A 20,607-nucleotide genomic window follows, 5' to 3' on the forward strand; every position below is an offset into this window, starting at 1 on the left:
TTCACCGCGGCTCACGATGCCGCTCAGGACTCATAGCTCGCGCGGACCAGCTCATCGAGCAGGCGAACGCCGAAGCCGGAGCCCCAGGATTGATTGACTTCGTCGGTCGGCGAGCCCATGGCGGTTCCGGCGACATCGAGATGCGCCCAGGGCGTATCCTTGACGAAACGCTGCAGAAACTGCGCCGCCGTAATCGCGCCGCCATGACGTCCGCCGGTGTTTTTCATGTCGGCAAACTTGCTGTCGATCATCTTGTCGTATTCCTTGCCGAGCGGCATGCGCCAGAGGCGCTCCTGCGTGGCAATGCCGGCGGCCAACAGCTGGCCGGCCAGGCGGTCATCATTCGAAAACAGGCCGGCGTGATGGGTCGCGAGCGCAACCATGATGGCGCCTGTCAGCGTCGCAAGGTCGATCATGGCCTGCGGCTTGAAGCGGTCGTTGCAATACCAAAGTGCATCGCACAGAACGAGACGTCCCTCGGCATCGGTGTTGATGACCTCGATCGTCTGCCCTGACATCGAGGTGACGATGTCGCCTGGGCGTTGTGCGCTGCCATCCGGCATGTTTTCCACAAGCCCGATGATGCCGACGACGTTGACCTTGGCGTGACGGGCAGCGAGCACGTGCATCAAGCCGGTGACGGCGGCAGCACCACCCATGTCGCCCTTCATCTCTTCCATGCCGGCCGCGGGCTTGATCGAAATGCCGCCGCTGTCGAACACGACGCCCTTGCCGACGAAGGCGACCGGGCGATCCTTGGACTTGCCGCCCTTCCACTGCATCACGACCAGCCGCGGCGGACGCGTCGAGCCCTGGGCAACGCCGAGCAACGCACCCATTCCAAGCTTCTTCATTTCCTTTTCGGTGAGGATTTCCACCTCGACGCCGAGCTTTTCCAGCTCCTTCGCCTTGGCGGCGAACTCCAGCGGACCGAGGACGTTTGCCGGCTCGTTGACCAGGTCGCGGGCGAGAAATACGCCCTCGCCGACCGCCTGCGCCGTCGCAAAAGCCTTCTTCGCTGCAATCACCGCGCCGGTAACGATCGTCACCTTGACCGGCTTGCCTGCCGGCTTGGCATCGTCGTCCGCTTTCTTCGTCTTGTAACCGTCGAAGCTGTAGGCGTTCATTTCCATGCCGAGCGCAAAGTCGGCCGCCGCCTTGCCGGTGACATCGAGGTCGGGGACGTCGATGAAGATCGTGGCCTTGTCGGCTCCACGCAATTTTGCGGCTGCCGCGCCGCCTGCCTTCAGCCAATCGTGATCGGTCAATGCATCGGTGTCACCAAGACCAAGAACCACGATCCGGTCCGCGGGCGAGCCATGCGGGGCAATGATATCGAGGGTGGAGAATGCCTTGCCGCTGAACTTCTTGACCTTCGCCGCCTTGGCCAGCACGCCTTCCGGATCGGCGACATCGGCGCCCGCCGCCTGTCCTGCGGCGGCTTTCAGGAGGACCGCAACACCACCCGCCGGGCGATGGGACTTGGCGAAGGTGAACTCAAATTTCATAGACATTACAAAACTCCGGGCATTTTTCGGTCTTACACGACCCGCCCTGTTACCGGGGGGTGACAGTGACAAACATTCGCTGCGTCTACCACCGTCAAAGCTGTGGTCGGCACCCTTCTCGCTTTTCAACGGCTTGGCAAGATGCCCGCAGATGTTTACATGCGGTTAACCGAGGTTCTTCGTCTTAAATTATCCCAGTTGCTTTACGATTTGAGCAGCGCCGGACGTGAGACGGAAGCTCGGTTCCCGCTGATGGCGGCGGCAGCAACAGGCGTTTCGATGCGGCGGTGCGGCACAGAAACATGAGCATGGATTTGGACCGGAAACGGACATGAAGCTGATCGAACGCTACATTTTCCGGCGTGCCCTGACCATGTTCCTCGCTACGCTTTTGCCGTTGCTCGGCATCGTGTGGACGACGCAGGCCCTGACCAACGTCAACCTGGTTACCGATAGCGGGCAGTCCGTCTTCGCCTTCCTGAAGCTGGCAACGCTCATTCTGCCGTCGGTCGTGCCGATCATTCTGCCTTTCGCCCTGGTGATCGGCGTAACCCAGACGCTCACGACGATGAATACCGATTCGGAGCTGACGGTGCTGAACGCGGCCGGAAGCTCGCGCATGACCATCATCCGGCCGATCATCTATCTCGCCGCTGGCCTTAGCGTCCTGTCGTTCGTGGTCGACAATTTTGTCGAGCCCTATTCGCGCGTCGCTGTGCGCAAGATGCTAGCAACGGCCAACGCCGACCTGCTTTCCTCGGTCGTCCAGGAGAACGCCTTCCGCAAGATTACTGACGGCCTCTATGTCCAGGTTGGCGGCCGGCGCGGCGGTGGTGTGCTTGAGGGGATTTTCGTTGCCGATTCGCGCAACCCGGCTTTCGAGCTCGTCTATTATGCGCGCGAAGGTGCCGTGGACGAGAAAAGCTCGGCGCTGGTCATGAAGGACGGCGAAGTCCAACGCAAACTGCCGGACGGCGGCGTGTCGATCATCAAATTCGATTCCTACGCCTTCGATCTGGCCGACATGACGAAGGCGACCCGCGAAGCGACGATACGCGCCAAGGATCGCGACCTTCCCAATCTTTTCAATCCGGATCCCAATGATTCTGTCTACCAGGGCAACCCGCTTGCCTTCACCGCCGAACTGCACCGCCGCCTGACGGAATGGACGTTCCCGCTGGTGTTCGGCCTGATCGCGCTTGTCTTCTGCAGTGATGCACGCTCGCACCGCGAGGCGCGCGTCCATCCGATGGTCAGCGCACTCGGCTCTGCCCTCGTCATCCGATGGATGACGTTCTATGCGGGCAACAGCGCCGAGGATTCCGTCTGGTTCGTTCCGTTGATGTATATCGTGCCCCTTGCGACCGGAGCGCTCGCCATTCACCAACTCGCCAGCAACCGGCGTCTCGACATTCCGATGACCTGGCAGGAAAAGCTGTCCGAGCTGATGGTTCGCCTTCGCCTCGTGCGCCCCTCATCTGACGGGAGCAACGCATCATGATTTTCACCACACTCGGCCGCTACTTTCTGACCCGTTATGCTGTCACGACCTTCTGGTTTCTGGTCGGCATTTTTTCGCTGGTCTTCATCATCGACTTCAGCGAACAGGCGAGCCGCCTGTCCAACCTTCCGCATTATTCGGTCACCGGCGCGTTGCTGATCAGCGCGTTCCGGATCCCGACCATCCTGCAACAAACCGTGCCCTTCGTGGCACTCTTCTCGGCGATGGCGGCTCTGATCTCGCTCAACCGCCGCTACGAGCTCGTGGTTACCCGCGCCGCGGGCATTTCGGTGTGGCAGTTCCTGCGCCCGTTCGTGCTTGGCGCCTTCCTGTTCGGCGTACTCGCCGTGCTTGCGCTAAACCCGCTCGCAGCCTGGGGCACGAAGAAGGAAGAGACCCTGCTTGCTGCCCTCGGGTCATCGCGCACCTCGGATGCCGGCTCGATTCCCTGGCTGCGACAGATCTATGAAGGCACCGATACGATCATCGGCGCACGCTCGGTTCAGGATGGCGGCACCACACTTCTGAACGTCACCGTCATCCACTTTGATCCACAGGGTTCGATCATTCTGAGACAGGATGCCGCCTCCGCTAAACTCGAAGATGGTTACTGGCTTCTTAATGGCGTAACGGAAACAAGCAGCGGACAGCTGCCTCGCCGTCTGCAAACGGCACAACTCCGCACGAATCTGAAGCCAGAGTTTGTTCAGGAAAGGCTTGCAAAGGCTGATTCCATTCAGTTTTTCGACCTTCCGCGGAAGATCGAGGTGGCGCGCTCCTTCGGCTTTTCCACAAACGGCATGGAAACCCAATTCCACTCCCTGTTGTCACTGCCGCTGCTGCTTGTCGCCATGACGCTGATCGCTGCGTGCGTGTCGCTGAAATTTAGCCGGTTCAACCAATCGCGCTCGGTGATTCTCGGTGGAATCCTGTCGGGCTTCGTGCTTTATGTCGTCACCGTGCTTGTCAAAGCATTCGGGAGCAGCGGTATTGTACCTCCCTTCGTTGCAGCCTGGTTGCCAGTTGTTGTAGCGATGGCGCTGGGCTCGACGATTCTTTTAAATCAGGAGGATGGCTAGTGGCGGTAGGCAACCGCAAACGTACAAAGCTGATCAACGCTGCCCTGCTCGCAGGAGTGGCGCTGCAGACACTTGCCATGGGAATGAGTGCACCCGCGCTCGCGCAGCAGACGTCGGAGCGCCTTGATTCGCTGCGCCCGAACATGCCGGAAGATGCCAAGCTGCTTCTGTCCGCCAATGAGCTTGTCTATAACAAGGACGCCGAAAAGGTCATCTTGCGCGGCAACGTGCAGATCGATTACGGCGGCTACAAGATGGTGGCCCGACAGGTCGAATACGACCAGAAATCGGGCCGCATTCATGCCACCGGTGAAATCCAGTTGATCGAGCCGGGCGGCAATGTCGTCTATGCCGAAAAGATGGACGTCACCGATGACTTCGGCAACGGCTTCATTGATGCCTTGCGGATAGAGACGACCGATCTGACACGGCTTGCTGCGACCAGCGGCGAACGGCGGAACGGCGAAGAATTCATCCTCAACGAGGCCGTTTACACCGCGTGCACGCCCTGCACGACGAAGCCCGATCACCGTTCGCTGTGGCACATCAAGGCCCAGCGCGTCGTCCAGAATGGACGTACGCGGACGATACGGCTGGAAAACGCCCGTTTCGAGCTTTTTGGCAAGCCCATCGCCTATATTCCGGTGATGGAACTGCCTGATCATACGGTCAAGCGCAAGAGCGGCTTCCTGTTCCCGCAGTTTCAGTACACACAGAAGCTCGGCGCAGGCGTGGGCGTCCCCTACTATTGGGCGATCTCGCCCTATATGGACGCGACCGCCACCGTGACGGGCCTGAGCCGCCAAGGCTTCCTGCTCGAAGGCGAGTTTCGCCAGAGCTTCCACAACGGCCTTCACACCTTGCGCTTCGCCGGCATCAGCCAGCTCGACAAGAGCCGCTTCACGCCTGGTACGGTCGACGCGCTTGAAACGAACCGCGGCATGGTCGCTTCCAGGGGCGTATTCGAGATCAATCCGCGCTGGAGCTTCGGCTGGAACGTCCTCGTCCAATCCGACAACAACTTCGCCAAGACCTACGAACTGTCGACTTTCGACGGAACGACCTACGTCAACCAGGCGTATCTGACCGGGCTTGGCAAGCGGAACTTCTTCGACCTGCGCGCCTTCTATTTCGATATCCAGGACGCAGATCCGAACAGCATCGCTGAAAACCAGCAGCCTACCGCGCAGGTTCTGGATTATTCCTACAAGGCGCCAGAGCCGGTATTGGGAGGCGAACTTTCGGCGACGGTGAACCTCACCAACATCAAGCGAAACCGGCTTGACCTTGACGCCGTTCCAGACGTCAACAGGTACCTAGGTCTCGAGGGCACGTCGCACCGCCTCACGGCCGAACTCGAATGGAAGCGTACCTACATTGCTCCGGGCGGGTTCGTGCTGACGCCGTTGCTTGCCGCGCGCGGTGATGCGCTCGGCCTGAACATGACGGATCCGGGGCCTGGTTATGCCGGGGATTATGACAACAGCGACGCCGCGACGCGGCGGATGCTGACGGCGGGCCTCGAAGCGCGCTATCCGATCCTCTTCGTCGGCGACAACAGCAGCCACGTACTTGAGCCGATCGCCCAGATCTATGCCCGTCCCGACGAGCAGCATCCCGGTGGCCTGCCAAACGAAGATGCGCAGAGCTTTGTCTTCGACGCGACGAACCTGTTTGATCGCGACAAGTACTCCGGCTTCGACCGCATCGAAGGCGGCACGCGCGCCAACGTCGGTCTTCGCTATACCGGGACATTCGACAGCGGCTACGGCTTGCGCGGCATCGTCGGCCAATCCTACCAGCTTGGCGGTTTGAACTCGTTCGCAACGGAAGACTTGGTCCAGGCGGGAGCGAATTCGGGCCTCGAGAGCACACGGTCCGACTACGTCGCCATGTTCGGTGTCGATGCGCCGTCTGGCCTTATGGCCAGCCTTTCCGGCCGTCTCGATGAAGAGGACCTGGCGCTGCGTCGCGCCGATGCCACCGTGGGGTATCTTGGCCTTACCTGGCAGGCGGCAATGACCTATACGCGCATCGAGGCGCAGCCGCTTTACGGCTCGCTCGACAACCAGGACGAAATCCAGACCGCGGCGGCCTACAGGTTCCACGATTACTGGTCCGTCTTCGGCGCGATAACCTACGACATCAACAACGATGTCATCTCGCGCAATGGCTTCGGCATCACCTATGACGATCAAGACACGCTGTTCTCGCTCGTCTACAAGCAGGAACGCGATACCGACAACACGATTGCGAACGACTGGTCGATCGGCGCCCGCATCAGCTTCCGTACGCTTGGCGACGTCAATGTCGGCGACACGAAGTTCGAAGAGCTGGACTACTATTGATACGCTTCGATCCGAGGGGCATTCGCCACATGTTTGCCCCTCTGCCCGCTGTCGGGCCGGCCAAACGGTCTTGTCATCGTTTGGCCGCATGTATTATGCATTCCCTCCGACAAGATAGAACAACGGCGTGAGCCGGGCTGCGGATCGAAGCACCAGGCTTCGCCCGCGCGAAGGACAGGAAAAGATGATGGGCGGGAAAATGTCGATCTTGAGGACGCTTTCGGCACTGGCTTTGGCCGGCAGCCTGAGCATTGCCGTTTGCGCCAGCGCGCAAGCTGCAAGCCAGGTGACGGTAACGGTCAACAACACCGTGATCACCTCCGGCGACGTTGCCAAGCGCGTCGCCTTCCTTCGCCTGCAACGCCAGGCTGGTGGCGCAGAAGAAGCCAAGAAGCAGCTCGTCGACGAGGTGCTTAAGCGTGGCGAGATCGCGCGGATCGGCCAGTCGGTCAGTACGCAGGACGTGGACGCGGCCTATGCGCGCTTTGCAGCCGGCAACAAGCTCTCGCCGGAGCAGCTCGGCAAGATTCTCGATCAAGCCGGCGTTGGTTCCGACCATTTCAAGCAGTTCATCGCGGTGCAGATGAGCTGGCCTCGCGCCGTCAACTTCCGTTTCGGCAACTCAAGTCGCCTGCAAGGCGCTGATCTCGTCAAGCGCATGATGGAAGGCGGAGGCACCAAGCCGGTCACAACGGAATACTATCTCAAGCAGGTCATCTTCGTCATTCCGGAGAAGAAGCGCGGCGCCATCACCGGCAAGCGTCAGGCGGAAGCCAACGCAGCGCGTGGTCAGTTCCCGGGATGCGATACCGCCAAGGTTTTCGCGGCAAACTACCGTGACGTTTCTATCCGCGATCTCGGCCGCATGCTTGTCCAGCAGTTGCCGGACGAGTGGAAGCCGCTCGTCGAGAAGGCCGGCGACGGCAACACGACGGGAACACGCGTGACCGAAAAGGGCGTCGAATTCCTGGCGATCTGCAAGAAGCGCCAGGTCAATGACGACACCGCAGCCGAAATCGTCTTCCGCGCCGAGGACATCGGCAAGAAGAAGGCCGGCGGTGAAGACCCGAACAGCGAAAAGTACCTCGAAGAACTGCGCAAGAAGGCGCAGATCGTCAACAAGTAAGATCAGCGGGCAAAAATGCGTGACACGACCGGCGGGCCCCTTGCCCTGACCATGGGCGATCCTGCCGGGATCGGACTCGACCTTAGCCTGACCACCTGGCTTGGCCGCCGTGAACGCGCGACCCCGCCATTCCTTTTCATCGGTGACCCCACAGTTCTCGCGGCGCGGGCAGCATTGCTCGGGCATACGGTTGCGATCCGCGAGACCGATTGCCGGGATGCCGTCTCCATTTTTGCCGACGCCTTGCCCGTTCTGCCGGTGCGCTGCCCTTCTCCCGTCATTGCTGGCGAGGCCGATTCTGCCAACGCTCCGGCCGTAACGGGGTCGATTGACACAGCGGTACAGCTGGTCATGGATGGCGAGGCTTCAGCCGTCGTCACGAACCCGATCGCCAAGGCCGTGCTCTACGAAGCCGGCTTCCGCTTCCCCGGCCATACCGAATACCTTGCTGATCTCGCGGAGAAGGCCACCGGCGAGCCCCTGTTGCCGGTGATGATGTTGGCCGGCCCCAAGCTTCGTGCCGTGCCGGTGACCATCCACATCCCGCTGAAAGACGTGCCCGCCCAGCTCACGGCAGATCTGATCTATCGAACCTGCACCATTACCGCGGCGGATCTTCGCACGCGCTTCGGCCTCGACAGGCCGAAGCTGGCACTCGCCGGGCTCAATCCCCACGCCGGCGAAGGTGGAGCGCTGGGCGCCGAAGACGATGCCATTATCCGTCCGGTCGTCGAACGGCTGCGCGCCGAAGGCATCGATGCAACCGGGCCTCTGCCCGCCGATACGATGTTTCACGACCGCGCGCGTGCGACCTATGACGTGGCGATCTGCATGTATCACGACCAGGCGCTCATCCCCGCCAAGGCACTTGGTTTCGACGATAGCGTCAATGTCACGCTCGGCCTCCCCTTCATCCGCACGTCGCCCGATCATGGCACCGCCTTCAGCCTCGCCGGAAAGGGCATTGCCAGGGACGACAGCCTGCTCGCAGCCTTGAAGCTCGCGGCAGAACTTTCCAACAATACCGCAGGAGTTATCGTCTGATGGCCGCTCTCGACGGGCTCCCGCCGCTTCGGGATGTCATCCAACGCCATGGCCTCGACGCCAAGAAGGCGCTCGGGCAGAACTTCCTGCTCGATCTCAATCTCACACAGAAGATTGCCCGGACGGCCGGCCCGCTCGAGGACGTGACAGTCATCGAAGTCGGCCCAGGCCCGGGCGGCCTGACGCGAGCAATCCTAGCACTTGGCGCAAAGAAGGTAGTGGCGATCGAAAGGGACGCGCGCTGCCTGCCGGCGCTTGCCGAAATCTCCGGCCACTATCCGAACCGTCTCGATGTCATCGAGGGTGACGCGCTCAAGATTGACTTTGAGGAGATCACCGGTGGTGGCCCGGTCAAGATCATCGCCAACCTGCCCTATAATGTCGGCACGCAGCTTCTGGTCAATTGGCTGCTGCCAAAGACATGGCCGCCCTTCTGGCAGTCGCTGACACTGATGTTTCAGCGCGAGGTAGGCTTGAGGATCGTGGCCGACGCTGACGACGATCATTACGGGCGTCTGGGGGTTCTGTGTGGCTGGCGAACGAACGCCCGCATGGCCTTCGACGTGCCGCCGCAGGCCTTCACGCCCCCGCCCAAGGTGACATCCTCGGTCGTGCATCTGGAGCCGGTCGCCAATCCGATCCCCTGCGCGGTGTCGTCTTTGGAGAAAGTGACGCACGCCGCCTTCGGCCAGCGCCGCAAGATGCTCCGCCAGAGCCTGAAGCCGCTTGGTGGCGAAACGCTGCTGGCAAAAGCCGACATCAATCCACAGCGGCGCGCCGAAACGCTCTCCGTGGAAGAATTCTGTCGGCTGGCAAACTGCCTCTAGAGCATTTCCAGGAAAAGTGCGAAGCGGTTTTCCGTCAGGAAATGCATAAAAACAAGGAGATAGAGCGTTTCTGCGACTCCGCTTAAACCGGAAACGCTCTAGCGCATGTCGCCCGAAAGGGCGCTGCGGCTTTGCGGGAGCGGCAAACGTACCCGCGATAGCAATATCTACGGATGGCCGGCATTGCCGGCCATGCCTCCGGTCAGAACGGGTTTTCCGTCAGAAGTCCATTGACGAATTCGAACAGGCCCGGGCGGCGATCTCGGCGCAGGCGCTCGGCCTCGACGATGGCGCGTACCGCCGAGAAGGCGCGGTCGAGATCGTCGTTGAGAACGATATAGTCGTACTCGCGCCAGTGCTCGATTTCTGCACGTGAATTGGCCAGACGCGTGGCGATCACTTCCTCGCTGTCCTCGGCGCGACGATGCAGCCGCGATTGCAGCTCGGCCATCGACGGCGGCAGGATGAAGATCGAGACGACGTCGCCGGCCATCTTCTCCTGAAGCTGCTGTGCGCCCTGCCAGTCGATATCGAAAAGCATGTCGCGGCCTGCAGCCATCGCCGCTTCGACGGCGTCGCGCGGTGTGCCGTAGAAATTGCCGTGAACCTCAGCCCATTCCAGCAGCGAGTCGGTCGCCCGCAATGCTTCGAACTCGCGGATAGACTTGAAGTGATAGTGCCGTCCATCAATTTCGCTCGGACGGCGCTGACGCGTGGTCACGCTTACCGAAATGCTCATATCGGGATCGGCTTCCAGCAGATTGCGCGCGATCGTCGACTTTCCCGCACCCGAGGGTGAGGAAATGACCAGCATCAGCCCGCGGCGGGCGATCTTGATGGGCGAAGGGGTCGCCGGTTTCATGCGTTACTCCAGATTTTGAACCTGTTCGCGGAACTGATCGATCACCACTTTCAACTCGATGCCGGCGGCGGAGACCACTGCCGCATTCGATTTGGAACAGATCGTATTCGATTCGCGGTTAAATTCCTGTGCCAGGAAATCAAGCTTGCGGCCGACCGGCCCGCCTTTCGACAAGAGGTCGCGGGCAGCGACAATATGAGAGCCAAGCCTGTCCAGCTCCTCTCTCAAATCGGCCTTGGTCGCAAGCAGTGCCACTTCGGCATGCAGCCGGTCGCGATCGAGCGAAGAGCCGCTGCCCATCACCAGCGCCACCTGCTGCGCCAGCCTTTCGGCAATCGCCCCCGGGCTGCGCGAGGGATCATTCTCGACTGTTGCCGTCAGTGCTTCGATGCTGCCGACCTGCGCCAGCAGGATCTGACAGAGCGCCCCGCCCTCTTCGGCGCGCATGCTGCGCAGATCGCTGAGAGCAAGCTTGAGGCCCGTCATGATATCGTCGTCGAGGGACGCGCGTTGCGCTTCACTCTCCTCGGGCTCACGGAAGTCGACAATGCCTCGGATCGCCAGCAGCGTGTCGAACTTGAGCGGTGCGGGATCGACGAGGTCTCCGAGCTGTTCGCGCAAGGTCAGGACAGCCGTCAGCGCCGCCTGGTTCACCACCGCTTCGACAGCGCTCTCCGCTCCACTGACGGACAGGCTGATCTGCAGATTGCCTCTTGAGAAAAATTCTGCAGTGAGCCGGCGCACATCCGGCTCGAACCGCTCAAGTCCCTGCGGCAGGCGAAGCCTGACATCGAGGCCCTTGCCGTTGACGGAGCGCAATTCCCAGGCCCAGCGATGCCGGCCGCTGCTGCCTTCTCTCCGGGCAAAGCCGGTCATCGATTGGAGCGGCATCCTCACCTCCGTGGCATTTTCTGGAAAAGCAATAAGGCGACGGCGCGGTATCCCGCAAGGGATATCCGCGCCGTGACAAGTCCGTCCACAATGCAGGCCGTTGTTACTGAGGCTGTGCCGTCGTTGCCGCGTCCTGGGCGGCCTTTGCCGCTTCGGCTGCCTTTTCGGCTTCGACCTTGCGCCAGCGGCGAACATTGGCGTTGTGTTCATCCAATGTCACGGCAAAGACGTGGCCGCCCGTGCCGTCGGCCACGAAGTAGAGTTCCGGTGTGCGCGACGGATTGGCAACGGCTTCAAGTGCGGCGCGGCCCGGGTTGGCGATCGCCGTCGGCGGCAGGCCCTTGATGATATAGGTATTGTAGGGCGTATCCTTATCGAGGTCCGACTTCAGGATCGGCCGGTCCGCCGGTTTCCCGTCACCGCCGAAAATGCCGTAGATGATCGTCGGATCGGACTGAAGGCGCATGCCCTTGTCGAGCCGGTTGATGAAGACCGAGGCAACACGCGGGCGCTCGTCGGCGCGTCCGGTTTCCTTCTCCACGATCGACGCAAGCGTCACGAACTCCTCGACAGTCGAGACCGGGAGGTTCGGATCGCGCTTTTCCCAGATCTGGTCGACAAGCGCCTTCTGGGCAGCCGCCATCTGCTGGACGATTTCGACGCGCTTGGTGCCGCGCGTAAACTTGTAGGTGTCAGGCTTCAGCGAACCTTCGGCAGGCAGCTCCTGCGGCAGGTCGCCGACGAGGACTTCGTCATCGGACAAGCGATGGAACATCTGCTTGACGGTCAGACCTTCCGGCAGCGACACGGAATAGAGAATGGACTTGCCGGATTTCAGGAGCTGCATGATCTCCTGCATCGATGATCCAGCCTTGATCTCGTACTCGCCGGCCTTCAGTGTGTCGTTGTCCAGATAAGCCTCCGAGACGAACCGGAAGACGCGGCCATCGGTGATGATGTTGCCACGCTCGAGGCCGCTGGCGATCTCGCTGATACCGGCGCCGCTTCTGACGATGAAGTTCTTGTTGGCTTCGAGCGGGCCTGCTTTTTCGTACTGATGCATCGCATAATAGACGGTACCGGCCGCTGCGAGCGCGACGAAGACGATAACGGTCATGACGAAATTCAGGAAGATCACGACCTGGCTGCGCGCCTTGCGCGAACGCTTCGTAGGCGGCTGCGGCGCCTTCTCGGGGCGCAAGGCTTCGCTGGCCGATTTCGGAATGATCGGCCCGTTGTTCCCGGTGTCGCTGCGGCCGAATTGCGCCGCGCCGTTCTCGTTTGAGTCGCTCACGATTGTCCCGAACCCGAAATTCGCATCCTCATTCTAGCTGCCGCGGTGCGAATTTCGGCCTGGACCGTGGCAGGTATAAAACAAAACGTTTGAGCCGCAGCCATCCCCTTGGATTGGCAGTGGAATAAATGGTCTCGGCGCACCCGCCGGTCAACGGCGTTTTCGCTCGAAGACAGCCAGCATGCGCCCGGCAATAGCGATACAACAAACTGTCAGATGTGCCTTGCGCGAACATAGCCGTCAGGCAGCGCCAATCCCTGAAAAGGGCCGACACGTCCTCCTGCTACATGCTTGTAGCGAGCAATGCGGCAAAAGCAGGATCAACGGGCCAGTGACATGCATCGCCCCGTTGATAATTCGGCAATATCAAACGCCGGTGTAGCGGCGCAGAACCAGCGAAGCGTTCGTGCCGCCGAAGCCGAAGGAATTCGACAGCGCGACGTTGATTTCGCGCTGGCGCGCAACATGCGGTACGAGATCGATCTTGGTCTCGACGGAGGGATTGTCGAGGTTCAGCGTCGGCGGTGCGACGCCGTCGCGAATCGCCAGCGCCGAGAAGATCGCTTCCACAGCGCCGGCGGCGCCCAGCAGGTGGCCGATCGCCGATTTGGTCGACGACATGGAGATCTTCGAGGCATGCTCGCCGACCAGCCGCTCGACGGCGCCAAGCTCGATCGTGTCGGCCATCGTCGATGTGCCATGGGCGTTGATGTAGTCGACGTCTGCCGCCGTCAGGCCGGCGCGCTTCAGCGCCATCTGCATGCAGCGGTAGGCACCGTCGCCATCCTCGGACGGCGCGGTAATGTGGTAAGCATCGCCAGAGAGACCGTAGCCGGCGACTTCAGCATAGATCTTGGCGCCGCGCGCCTTGGCGTGTTCCAGCTCTTCAAGGATCACAATGCCGGCACCCTCGCCCATGACGAAGCCGTCGCGGTCGACATCATAGGGACGCGATGCCTTCTGCGGATCATCATTGTGCTGCGTGGATAGCGCCTTGCAGGCGGCAAAGCCGGCCAAAGAGATACGGCAGATCGGCGATTCGGCGCCACCGGCAACCATGACGTCGGCATCGCCGAGCGCGATCAGGCGGCCTGCGTCGCCGATGGCGTGGGCGCCGGTCGAACAGGCGGTGACCACAGAGTGATTGGGACCACGCAGCTTGTGGCGGATCGAGACCTGACCCGAGGCAAGGTTGATCAGACGGCCGGGAATGAAGAAGGGCGAAATGCGCCGAGGCCCCTTGTCGCGCAGCGTATAGCCGCCTTCGACAATGCCTTCGAGACCGCCGATGCCCGAACCGATCAGGACGCCGGTTGCAATCTGGTCTTCGTCGTTTTCGGGCTTCCAGCCGGCATCGGCCAGCGCCATGTCGGCAGCGGCCATCGCATAGACGATGAAGGGGTCAACCTTGCGTTGCTCCTTCGGCTCCATCCAGTCGTCGGCATTGAAGGTGTTGTTCGAGCCATCGCCGAACGGAATGCGGCACGCGATCTTCGCGGGCAGATCTTCGACTTCGAATTCCGTGACCTTGCGCGCAGCATTGTCGCCCGCGATCAGGCGCGCCCAAGTTGCCTCGGTTCCGCAACCCAAGGGAGATACCATGCCGGTACCGGTGATAACGACACGTCTCATAGTCCGCGACCCACCCTGACTGTTCAATTTCAGAGCCGGATCGGACCACGCGTGACGAACCCGATCCGTGCATCCATTTTAAGTTCTTGTAGCAACGATCAGAGGGAAATGCGGGACCGCTTTGCTGATCGAAAACCCGCGCCCAGCGCGAGACAGCCCACTTCCCCTGGGCTGATTACGGGCCGCTGAACGCGGCCCGCCAATGGCTTGATCGCAAAAGATCAGGCCTGAGCTTTTTCGATGAACTTGACGGCGTCGCCGACAGTCAGGATCGAATCCGCGGCATCATCCGGGATTTCGACGCCGAATTCTTCTTCGAATGCCATGACCAGTTCGACGGTGTCGAGCGAGTCCGCGCCGAGGTCATCGATAAAGCTTGCGCCTTCGCTGACCTTTTCGGCGTCGACGCCAAGATGATCAATAACAATTTTCTTTACGCGTTCTGCGATATCGCTCATGTCGGAGTTCCTCGACCTTCGTTTCTCTGGGCGCCTTTCTGGCACCGGTACTCTCAATAAGCCTGATAGACCAAGACGGTCCAACGGGCAATCCATCCAACCAGAACCGCGGCAAACCCAAGGCAGCCAAGGCTGCCGGACACCTGGCGGGGCCGGTCGACTGCTAACAGTCATGGCCCGATTAACACGGTTTAAGTCTGCCGCAAAGTGCGAAAATGCCTGACAATCGCTTGCTCAACATTGAATTTCAGGCATTTGGCCGGTGGTGTGCCGGAGCATTGCAGGCCAAGATCACGCCCGTTTCGCGTGCGTGGCATGCAGGCCCCGGACACCTCGTCAGATCATTGCCATGCCGCCGTTGACGTGTATGGTCTGGCCGGTGACATAGCCTGCCTCGTTCGAAGCGAGATAAACGACGGCAGATGCAATCTCGGCACCGGTGCCCATGCGCCTCATCGGGATCGCTCCCATGATGCCTTCCTTCTGCTTGTCGTTCAGCTTGCCGGTCATGGCGCTCTCGATGAAGCCGGGCGCAACGCAGTTGACCGTGACATTGCGGGTGGCGATTTCCTGGGCGAGCGACTTCGAAAAGCCGATCATGCCGGCCTTCGAGGCGCAGTAGTTGGCCTGGCCGGGATTGCCGGTGACGCCGACGATCGACGTGATGTTGACGATACGGCCGAAGCGGCGGCGCATCATCGGATGGGTCAGCTCGCGGGTCAGGCGGAACACGGCGGTCAGGTTGACCTCCAGAACATTGTCCCAGTCGTCGTCGCTCATACGAACAAAAAGGCCGTCCTTGGTGATGCCGGCATTGTTGACGAGAATGTCGACGCCGCCCAGTTCAGCCTCGGCCTTTTCGCCGAGCGCCTTGACTTCGGCGCGATCGGAAAGATTGGCCGGGAACAGCTGGACACGCTCGCCGAGTTCGTTGGCAAGCGCCTCGAGCTTTTCGATGCGCGTGCCGTGAAGGCCGACGATTGCGCCCTGAGCGTGCAGCATGCGGGCGATTTCTTCGCCGATACCACCGGATGCACCGGTTACAAGAGCCTTACGGCCGGAAAGATCGAACATCGGATTGATTCCTTATAACTGGAGCACTCAGGCCAGAAGCGCCGAGAGCGCGGTGTCGATATCGGCAGGCGTGTTGACAGTAATACCGGTGACTGACTTGTCGATCCGGCGGGCAAGCCCGGTAAGAACCTTGCCGGAGCCCACTTCATAAAGCGTCGTGACGTTGTTGGCGGCGAACCATTCCACCGTCTCGCGCCAGCGAACCTGGCCGGTGACCTGCTCGACGAGAAGGCGCGCAATCTCTTCGGCGTTGCTGACGGGAGCGGCCAGGACGTTGGCGATAACGGGCACGGACGGATTGTGCTTTTCGACCTTGGCAAGCGCTTCACGCATTGCCTCGGCGGCAGGCGCCATCAGGCTCGAATGGAAGGGCGCAGAGACCGGCAGCATCAGCGCGCGCTTGGCGCCTTTTTCGGATGCAAGTGCCGCAGCCTTTTCGACGGCCGCCTTCTCGCCGGAGATCACCAGCTGACCGCCGCCATTGTCGTTGGCGATCTGGCAGGAGCCGAGAGCAGAAGCTTCGCGGCAGATCGCGTCGACGTCCGCATGCTCAAGACCGATGATGGCCGCCATCGCGCCCTTGCCAACGGGCACGGCCGCCTGCATGGCGTTGCCACGGATGCGCAGCAGGCGCGCGGTGTCGGCGATCGAGAAGGTTCCGGCGGCACAGAGCGCCGAATATTCGCCGAGCGAATGTCCGGCCACGAACGAGACTTTGCTCTTCAGATCGAGGCCTTTGGCTTCGAGCACACGGATCACCGCCATCGATACCGCCATCAGCGCCGGCTGGGCGTTCGCCGTCAGCGTCAGCGTTTCCTCGGGGCCGTTCCACATGATCTCGGAGAGTTTTTCGCCGAGCGCGTCGTCGACCTCGGCAAACACTGCCGCTGCTTCCGGAAACGCGTCCGCCAGATCCTTGCCCATGCCGACAGCCTGGCTGCCCTGGCCCGGAAACGTGAATGCAATACTCATGGGATTGTCCCTTCCCTGGTTTTCCTCTCCATTCACATTCCTGACCGGCGAGTCAAGCGCGCGGGCCCGGCTTTGCGGGCTTCAGCCGGCCTTTTGCCCTTGATCTTCGCCAATCAAGGCGTAAGTTTGCCGCGCATCGCCGCCCTGCCCGATCGACCGTCCCCTGGGCTTGCGGCCTTCACCCAATTCTGCCGCGGGCACCCCTTTCCTCCCGGGTCGAGGCTCGCCTTTCACAAGGACCATCACTGCATGCGTTACAACACGCTTGGCCGGACCGGCATCAAGGTTTCCGAAATCTGCCTGGGCACAATGACCTGGGGCTCTCAGAATTCCGAGGCTGAGGCGCACGAACAACTCGACTATGCGTTCGACAAAGGCGTGAACTTCATCGACACCGCCGAACTCTACCCGACGACCCCGCTTTCCGCCAAAACCTACGGCAATACCGAGCGCATCATCGGCGAGTGGCTGGGCGAGCGCGGCCGCCGTGACGACGTCGTTGTCGCCACCAAGGTCGCTGGCTCCGGCCGCCCCTACATCCGCAACGGCGGCCCGATCACCCCTGAGGGCATCGGCGAGGCGGTCGACGCCAGCCTCAAGCGGCTGAAGACCGAATACATCGATCTCTACCAGATCCACTGGCCGAACCGCGGCCACTACCATTTCCGCAACGCCTGGTCTTATGAGCCCGCCAAGCAGAACAAGGCCCATGTGGCCGCCGACCTGAAGGCTATCCTCGAAAAGCTCGGCGACGTGGTGAAGGCAGGCAAGGTACGCGCGATCGGCCTGTCCAACGACACCGCCTGGGGCACGATGAAGCTGATCGACATGGCGGAGCGGCACGGGCTGCCGCGCGTTGCCTCGATCCAGAACGAATACAATCTTCTCTATAGGGCCTACGACCTCGACCTTGCCGAACTCTCACACCACGAGGACGTCGGGCTGCTCGCCTATTCGCCGCTCGCCGCCGGCCTGTTGACCGGCAAGTATCTTGACGGCGCCAGGCCGACTGGGTCGCGCCTTGCGATCAACGGCGATCTCGGCGGTCGCTTCACGCCACACCAGGAACCGGCCGTCGCCGGCTACGTGGCGCTTGCCCGCGAACACGGGATCGACCCGTCGCAACTGGCGATCGCCTTCTGCCTCGCCCGCCCGTTCATGGCGTCCGTCATCATCGGCGCAACCTCGATGGATCAGTTGAAGACGGATCTCGGCGCTGCCGGAATGACGCTGTCGCAGGATGTCATGAACGGCATTCGTCGCCTGCACCGGCTCTATCCGATGCCGATCTGAGCGCGAAACAGCAGATGGCCGTGCCCCAGACGAAAGCGGAATTGCTGAACGCCATCGAGACCGAATTCGCCAAGCTCGAGCGCGAACTCGATGGCATTCCGCCGGCGGGATTCGCCGAACCATCGCTCGATGGACACGCCAAGGGCACGATGATGAGCGTCGGCGACCTCGTCGCCTACCTCACCGGTTGGGGCGAACTGGTGGTCAAATGGATCGAATGGGACGAGCAAGGTCTGCCGGTCGACTTTCCGGAAACGGGGTACAAGTGGAACGAGCTCGGTCGTCTCGCGCAGAAATTCTACGGCGACTACCGAGCGCTCCCGCCTTCGGAACTCCTGTCTCGCCTCGCGGCCAGCAAGGACGCATTGGTCGCACTGATCGAGGCGCGTGACGATCAGACCCTCTACGGACAGGCGTGGTACGGCAAATGGCCGCTCGGCCGGATGATCCAGTTCAACACGTCCTCGCCCTATGCCAATGCGCGAGGTCGTTTGCGCCAGTGGAAGAAGCTCAAGGGAGCCGCTTAAAGGGCAAAGCGTGGCGAAAAGACCGCGCAAGCCTTGCCTTTCGATGAAATATGCGTATAAGCGCGCTGTTCGAAATGCCCGGTCTTCTGGCTGGTGGCTGAACGGAGGGCCGGCTTCCTCGAGGGGAGCCGTTAGGATTGCAAGTCTTTCCGGCCTCCCGTGTCTCCGCTCTCGACCGTCTCGATACAACACTTTCTTGCCGGCTGCCTGTCAGCCAATAAGAACAGTCGTTGAGGCTTAGCCGCCGATGTCCGGGCTGATTAACGCAAGAAAGGTAAGCCACAATGGCTCTTTATGAACACGTATTCCTGGCCCGCCAGGACATCACGCCGCAGCAGGTCGACGGTCTCGTCGAGCAGTACAAGGGCGTGCTCGAAGCAAACGGCGGCAAGGTCGGTCGCGTCGAGAACTGGGGCCTCAAGTCCCTCACCTACCGCATCAAGAAGAACCGCAAGGCTCACTACGTTCTCATGGACATCGATGCTCCGGCAGCGGCCGTTCATGAAATCGAGCGCCAGATGCGCATCAACGAAGACGTCCTGCGCTACATGACGATTGCCGTCGAGAAGCACGAAGAAGGCCCGTCTGCCATGATGCAGAAGCGCGACCGCGACGACCGTCCGCGCCGCGATGGCGACCGTCCGGAGCGTGGCTTCGGTGACCGTGGTCCGCGTCCGGACCGTGGCGACCGCGAAGACCGCCCGCGTCGTCCGCGCGAAGACCGCGCTTAATCAAGAAGCTTTAGGAGATTAAAGACAATGGCTGAAGTTTCTTCCGCTCCGGTTCGCCGCCCGTTCCACCGTCGCCGCAAGACCTGCCCCTTCTCGGGCGCAAACGCTCCGCGGATCGACTACAAGGACATCCGTCTTCTGCAGCGCTACATTTCCGAGCGCGGCAAGATCGTTCCTTCCCGCATCACGGCCGTTTCCCAGAAGAAGCAGCGCGAACTCGCCCAGGCGATCAAGCGCGCCCGCTTCCTCGGCCTGCTGCCCTACGTCGTTTCGTAAGAACGGCTGACGTTCCGTTGGTCGCCTGACTCAACGGAAACCGACTCTAGGGCAAGGCGCTCCCCTTGGGTGATCGCCTTGCCCTCTCCCTTCCGCGTTGGGCGCGGATCGGAACCCGTGTGGAAACACTCGGAAATCCCATGTTGGGGTTGAGCCTTTGGCCATCCCCTAACTGCACGAAGCAGGACAGCGAACGTGAACAAGTTGAACAAGACATCGCTGCTGACCGGCGTTCTCGCCGGCTTTACCGCTGCCCTTCTGTCGATGGGCGCGAATACGCAGTCGTCGCTTGCGATCGTTCTTTATGCCGCTTCGGCGCTTCCCATTCTCATTGCCGGTCTTGGCTGGGGCAATGCGGCCGCCATCACGGCCATCGTCAGCGCCGGCGCTACTGCCGCCGCTCTGGTCTCGCCCTATTTCGCGCTGCTGATTCTCGTCGTGACGCTCATTCCGGCCGGCTGGCTCAGCCATCTCGCCAATCTGGCGCGCCCGGCCACTGAGCTCGGCGGACCTGATGGCGCGCTTGCCTGGTACCCGCTTTCCGACATTCTCAGCCACCTCGCCGGCCTGGTGACCGCGGGCATGATCATCGTCGGCTTCATCGTCGGATATGATTCTGATGTGTCCGACCGTATGGTCGACATCGTCATTCAGGCGGTGAAGGCGCAGGAACCGCTCTACAACCCCGATGCTGCGGCGATCTCCCAGATCAAGTCGATCTTCACGCTGGCGCTGCCGCTCATCCAGGGCGCCGTCTGGGTGGTGATGCTGTTTTCCGCCTATTATGTCGCCACCCGCATCGTGCAGATGTCGGGCCGGTCGCTGCGCCCCCGCGAAGACATTCCGTCGACGCTGCGCATGCACCGCAATGCGATCTTCATCTTTCTCGGCGGCCTTGTCCTGACCTTCTTGGGTGGCGCGCCTGCCACGATCGGCGCGCTGGTCTGCGGAACCTTCGGTGCAGGCTTCCTGCTCGCCGGCTTCGCATCCTTCCATTTCCGCACGCGCGGCAAGTCCTGGCGGCTTCCCGTGCTGTGGATCGCATACCTGTCGGTGCTCGTGTTCACGATCCCGGCAATCTTCTTCCTCCTCACGGGCCTGACCGATACGCGACGCACCATCGCAGTCACCCCGGTGGAAAAAAACTGACCAACGAAAACTGAA

The 20,607-nt window shown here is 61.4% G+C and carries 19 protein-coding genes; 11 read left to right on the forward strand and 8 right to left on the reverse strand.

Annotated features, from left to right (window positions below; translation table 11 throughout):
- Positions 1 to 23 precede the first annotated feature (23 nt).
- Entirely contained in the window at positions 24 to 1,514 is a 1,491-nt protein-coding gene (locus ASD03_RS01010; RefSeq protein ID WP_025426464.1) for a leucyl aminopeptidase, read from the reverse strand.
- Between the two features lie 325 nt (positions 1,515 to 1,839).
- Between ASD03_RS01010 and lptF the strand changes: the two genes are divergently transcribed.
- From lptF to rsmA, 6 genes are all read left to right on the forward strand, one after another.
- On the forward strand, positions 1,840 to 3,009 hold the full coding sequence (gene lptF, locus ASD03_RS01015) for an LPS export ABC transporter permease LptF (protein WP_025426463.1): 1,170 nt from the start codon (positions 1,840 to 1,842) through the stop codon (positions 3,007 to 3,009).
- A complete protein-coding gene (gene lptG / locus ASD03_RS01020; protein ID WP_025426462.1) occupies positions 3,006 to 4,088 on the forward strand; it encodes an LPS export ABC transporter permease LptG in 1,083 nt (360 codons plus the stop codon). The genes lptF and lptG overlap by 4 nt, the downstream gene beginning before the upstream one ends.
- On the forward strand, positions 4,088 to 6,436 hold the full coding sequence (locus ASD03_RS01025) for an LPS-assembly protein LptD (RefSeq protein ID WP_025426461.1): 2,349 nt from the start codon (positions 4,088 to 4,090) through the stop codon (positions 6,434 to 6,436). Before lptG ends, ASD03_RS01025 begins: the two co-directional genes overlap by 1 nt.
- A 184-nt stretch (positions 6,437 to 6,620) precedes the next feature.
- Complete coding sequence (locus tag ASD03_RS01030) at positions 6,621 to 7,562, forward strand: peptidylprolyl isomerase (protein ID WP_025426460.1); 942 nt, start codon at positions 6,621 to 6,623, stop codon at positions 7,560 to 7,562.
- Between the two features lie 15 nt (positions 7,563 to 7,577).
- Positions 7,578 to 8,606 carry a 4-hydroxythreonine-4-phosphate dehydrogenase PdxA gene (pdxA, locus tag ASD03_RS01035; protein ID WP_025426459.1) on the forward strand — a complete coding sequence of 343 codons (1,029 nt, stop codon included), beginning with the start codon at positions 7,578 to 7,580 and terminating at the stop codon, positions 8,604 to 8,606.
- Complete coding sequence (rsmA, locus tag ASD03_RS01040) at positions 8,606 to 9,433, forward strand: 16S rRNA (adenine(1518)-N(6)/adenine(1519)-N(6))-dimethyltransferase RsmA (RefSeq protein ID WP_025426458.1); 828 nt, start codon at positions 8,606 to 8,608, stop codon at positions 9,431 to 9,433. The genes pdxA and rsmA overlap by 1 nt, the downstream gene beginning before the upstream one ends.
- A 202-nt stretch (positions 9,434 to 9,635) precedes the next feature.
- On the opposite strand, the gene gmk is transcribed toward rsmA, so the two are convergent.
- The 7 genes from gmk to fabD all read right to left on the reverse strand — a co-directional run bounded on the left by gmk (position 9,636) and on the right by fabD (position 16,616).
- Positions 9,636 to 10,295 (reverse strand): guanylate kinase, encoded by a 660-nt coding sequence (gene gmk, locus ASD03_RS01045; RefSeq protein ID WP_025426457.1) that lies wholly within the window; start codon positions 10,293 to 10,295, stop codon positions 9,636 to 9,638.
- A 3-nt stretch (positions 10,296 to 10,298) separates the two neighbouring features.
- Positions 10,299 to 11,186, reverse strand: a complete 888-nt coding sequence (locus ASD03_RS01050) for a YicC/YloC family endoribonuclease (RefSeq protein ID WP_025426456.1) — start codon at positions 11,184 to 11,186, stop codon at positions 10,299 to 10,301.
- 103 nt (positions 11,187 to 11,289) lie between these two features.
- The gene (gene mltG / locus ASD03_RS01055; protein WP_025426455.1) at positions 11,290 to 12,480 is read right to left on the reverse strand and encodes an endolytic transglycosylase MltG; all 1,191 of its coding nucleotides are present in this window, start codon (positions 12,478 to 12,480) and stop codon (positions 11,290 to 11,292) included.
- Between the two features lie 366 nt (positions 12,481 to 12,846).
- Complete coding sequence (gene fabF / locus ASD03_RS01060) at positions 12,847 to 14,112, reverse strand: beta-ketoacyl-ACP synthase II (protein ID WP_025426454.1); 1,266 nt, start codon at positions 14,110 to 14,112, stop codon at positions 12,847 to 12,849.
- Between the two features lie 221 nt (positions 14,113 to 14,333).
- Entirely contained in the window at positions 14,334 to 14,570 is a 237-nt protein-coding gene (locus ASD03_RS01065; protein WP_003531676.1) for an acyl carrier protein, read from the reverse strand.
- 336 nt (positions 14,571 to 14,906) lie between these two features.
- Positions 14,907 to 15,644 carry a 3-oxoacyl-[acyl-carrier-protein] reductase gene (fabG, locus tag ASD03_RS01070; protein ID WP_057212403.1) on the reverse strand — a complete coding sequence of 246 codons (738 nt, stop codon included), beginning with the start codon at positions 15,642 to 15,644 and terminating at the stop codon, positions 14,907 to 14,909.
- Between the two features lie 27 nt (positions 15,645 to 15,671).
- On the reverse strand, positions 15,672 to 16,616 hold the full coding sequence (fabD, locus tag ASD03_RS01075; RefSeq protein ID WP_025426452.1) for an ACP S-malonyltransferase: 945 nt from the start codon (positions 16,614 to 16,616) through the stop codon (positions 15,672 to 15,674).
- A 249-nt stretch (positions 16,617 to 16,865) separates the two neighbouring features.
- Between fabD and ASD03_RS01080 the strand changes: the two genes are divergently transcribed.
- From ASD03_RS01080 to ASD03_RS01100, 5 genes are all read left to right on the forward strand, one after another.
- Positions 16,866 to 17,909 (forward strand): aldo/keto reductase, encoded by a 1,044-nt coding sequence (locus ASD03_RS01080; protein WP_025426451.1) that lies wholly within the window; start codon positions 16,866 to 16,868, stop codon positions 17,907 to 17,909.
- Between the two features lie 14 nt (positions 17,910 to 17,923).
- On the forward strand, positions 17,924 to 18,436 hold the full coding sequence (locus ASD03_RS01085) for a ClbS/DfsB family four-helix bundle protein (protein ID WP_025426450.1): 513 nt from the start codon (positions 17,924 to 17,926) through the stop codon (positions 18,434 to 18,436).
- A gap of 284 nt (positions 18,437 to 18,720) precedes the next feature.
- Complete coding sequence (gene rpsF, locus ASD03_RS01090) at positions 18,721 to 19,167, forward strand: 30S ribosomal protein S6 (RefSeq protein ID WP_025426449.1); 447 nt, start codon at positions 18,721 to 18,723, stop codon at positions 19,165 to 19,167.
- A gap of 27 nt (positions 19,168 to 19,194) precedes the next feature.
- Positions 19,195 to 19,443 carry a 30S ribosomal protein S18 gene (gene rpsR, locus ASD03_RS01095; RefSeq protein ID WP_025426448.1) on the forward strand — a complete coding sequence of 83 codons (249 nt, stop codon included), beginning with the start codon at positions 19,195 to 19,197 and terminating at the stop codon, positions 19,441 to 19,443.
- Between the two features lie 195 nt (positions 19,444 to 19,638).
- On the forward strand, positions 19,639 to 20,592 hold the full coding sequence (locus tag ASD03_RS01100; RefSeq protein ID WP_025426447.1) for a membrane protein: 954 nt from the start codon (positions 19,639 to 19,641) through the stop codon (positions 20,590 to 20,592).
- Positions 20,593 to 20,607: the final 15 nt, after the last annotated feature.

The sequence above is a fragment of the Ensifer sp. Root127 genome, from assembly GCF_001425225.1.
GTDB lineage: Bacteria > Pseudomonadota > Alphaproteobacteria > Rhizobiales > Rhizobiaceae > Ensifer > Ensifer canadensis.

Excerpts from the sequence above, each read along its gene's own strand:
- pdxA (WP_025426459.1), top strand. The coding sequence starts at position 7,578 with ATGCGTGACACGACCGGCGGGCCCCTTGCCCTGACCATGGGCGATCCT.
- fabD (WP_025426452.1), bottom strand. The coding sequence starts at position 16,616 with ATGAGTATTGCATTCACGTTTCCGGGCCAGGGCAGCCAGGCTGTCGGC.
- gmk (WP_025426457.1), bottom strand. The coding sequence starts at position 10,295 with ATGAAACCGGCGACCCCTTCGCCCATCAAGATCGCCCGCCGCGGGCTG.
- ASD03_RS01050 (WP_025426456.1), bottom strand. The coding sequence starts at position 11,186 with ATGCCGCTCCAATCGATGACCGGCTTTGCCCGGAGAGAAGGCAGCAGC.
- lptG (WP_025426462.1), top strand. The coding sequence starts at position 3,006 with ATGATTTTCACCACACTCGGCCGCTACTTTCTGACCCGTTATGCTGTC.
- lptF (WP_025426463.1), top strand. The coding sequence starts at position 1,840 with ATGAAGCTGATCGAACGCTACATTTTCCGGCGTGCCCTGACCATGTTC.
- ASD03_RS01030 (WP_025426460.1), top strand. The coding sequence starts at position 6,621 with ATGATGGGCGGGAAAATGTCGATCTTGAGGACGCTTTCGGCACTGGCT.
- fabF (WP_025426454.1), bottom strand. The coding sequence starts at position 14,112 with ATGAGACGTGTCGTTATCACCGGTACCGGCATGGTATCTCCCTTGGGT.
- rsmA (WP_025426458.1), top strand. The coding sequence starts at position 8,606 with ATGGCCGCTCTCGACGGGCTCCCGCCGCTTCGGGATGTCATCCAACGC.
- ASD03_RS01065 (WP_003531676.1), bottom strand. The coding sequence starts at position 14,570 with ATGAGCGATATCGCAGAACGCGTAAAGAAAATTGTTATTGATCATCTT.
- rpsR (WP_025426448.1), top strand. The coding sequence starts at position 19,195 with ATGGCTGAAGTTTCTTCCGCTCCGGTTCGCCGCCCGTTCCACCGTCGC.
- ASD03_RS01010 (WP_025426464.1), bottom strand. The coding sequence starts at position 1,514 with ATGTCTATGAAATTTGAGTTCACCTTCGCCAAGTCCCATCGCCCGGCG.
- fabG (WP_057212403.1), bottom strand. The coding sequence starts at position 15,644 with ATGTTCGATCTTTCCGGCCGTAAGGCTCTTGTAACCGGTGCATCCGGT.
- ASD03_RS01080 (WP_025426451.1), top strand. The coding sequence starts at position 16,866 with ATGCGTTACAACACGCTTGGCCGGACCGGCATCAAGGTTTCCGAAATC.
- rpsF (WP_025426449.1), top strand. The coding sequence starts at position 18,721 with ATGGCTCTTTATGAACACGTATTCCTGGCCCGCCAGGACATCACGCCG.
- ASD03_RS01085 (WP_025426450.1), top strand. The coding sequence starts at position 17,924 with ATGGCCGTGCCCCAGACGAAAGCGGAATTGCTGAACGCCATCGAGACC.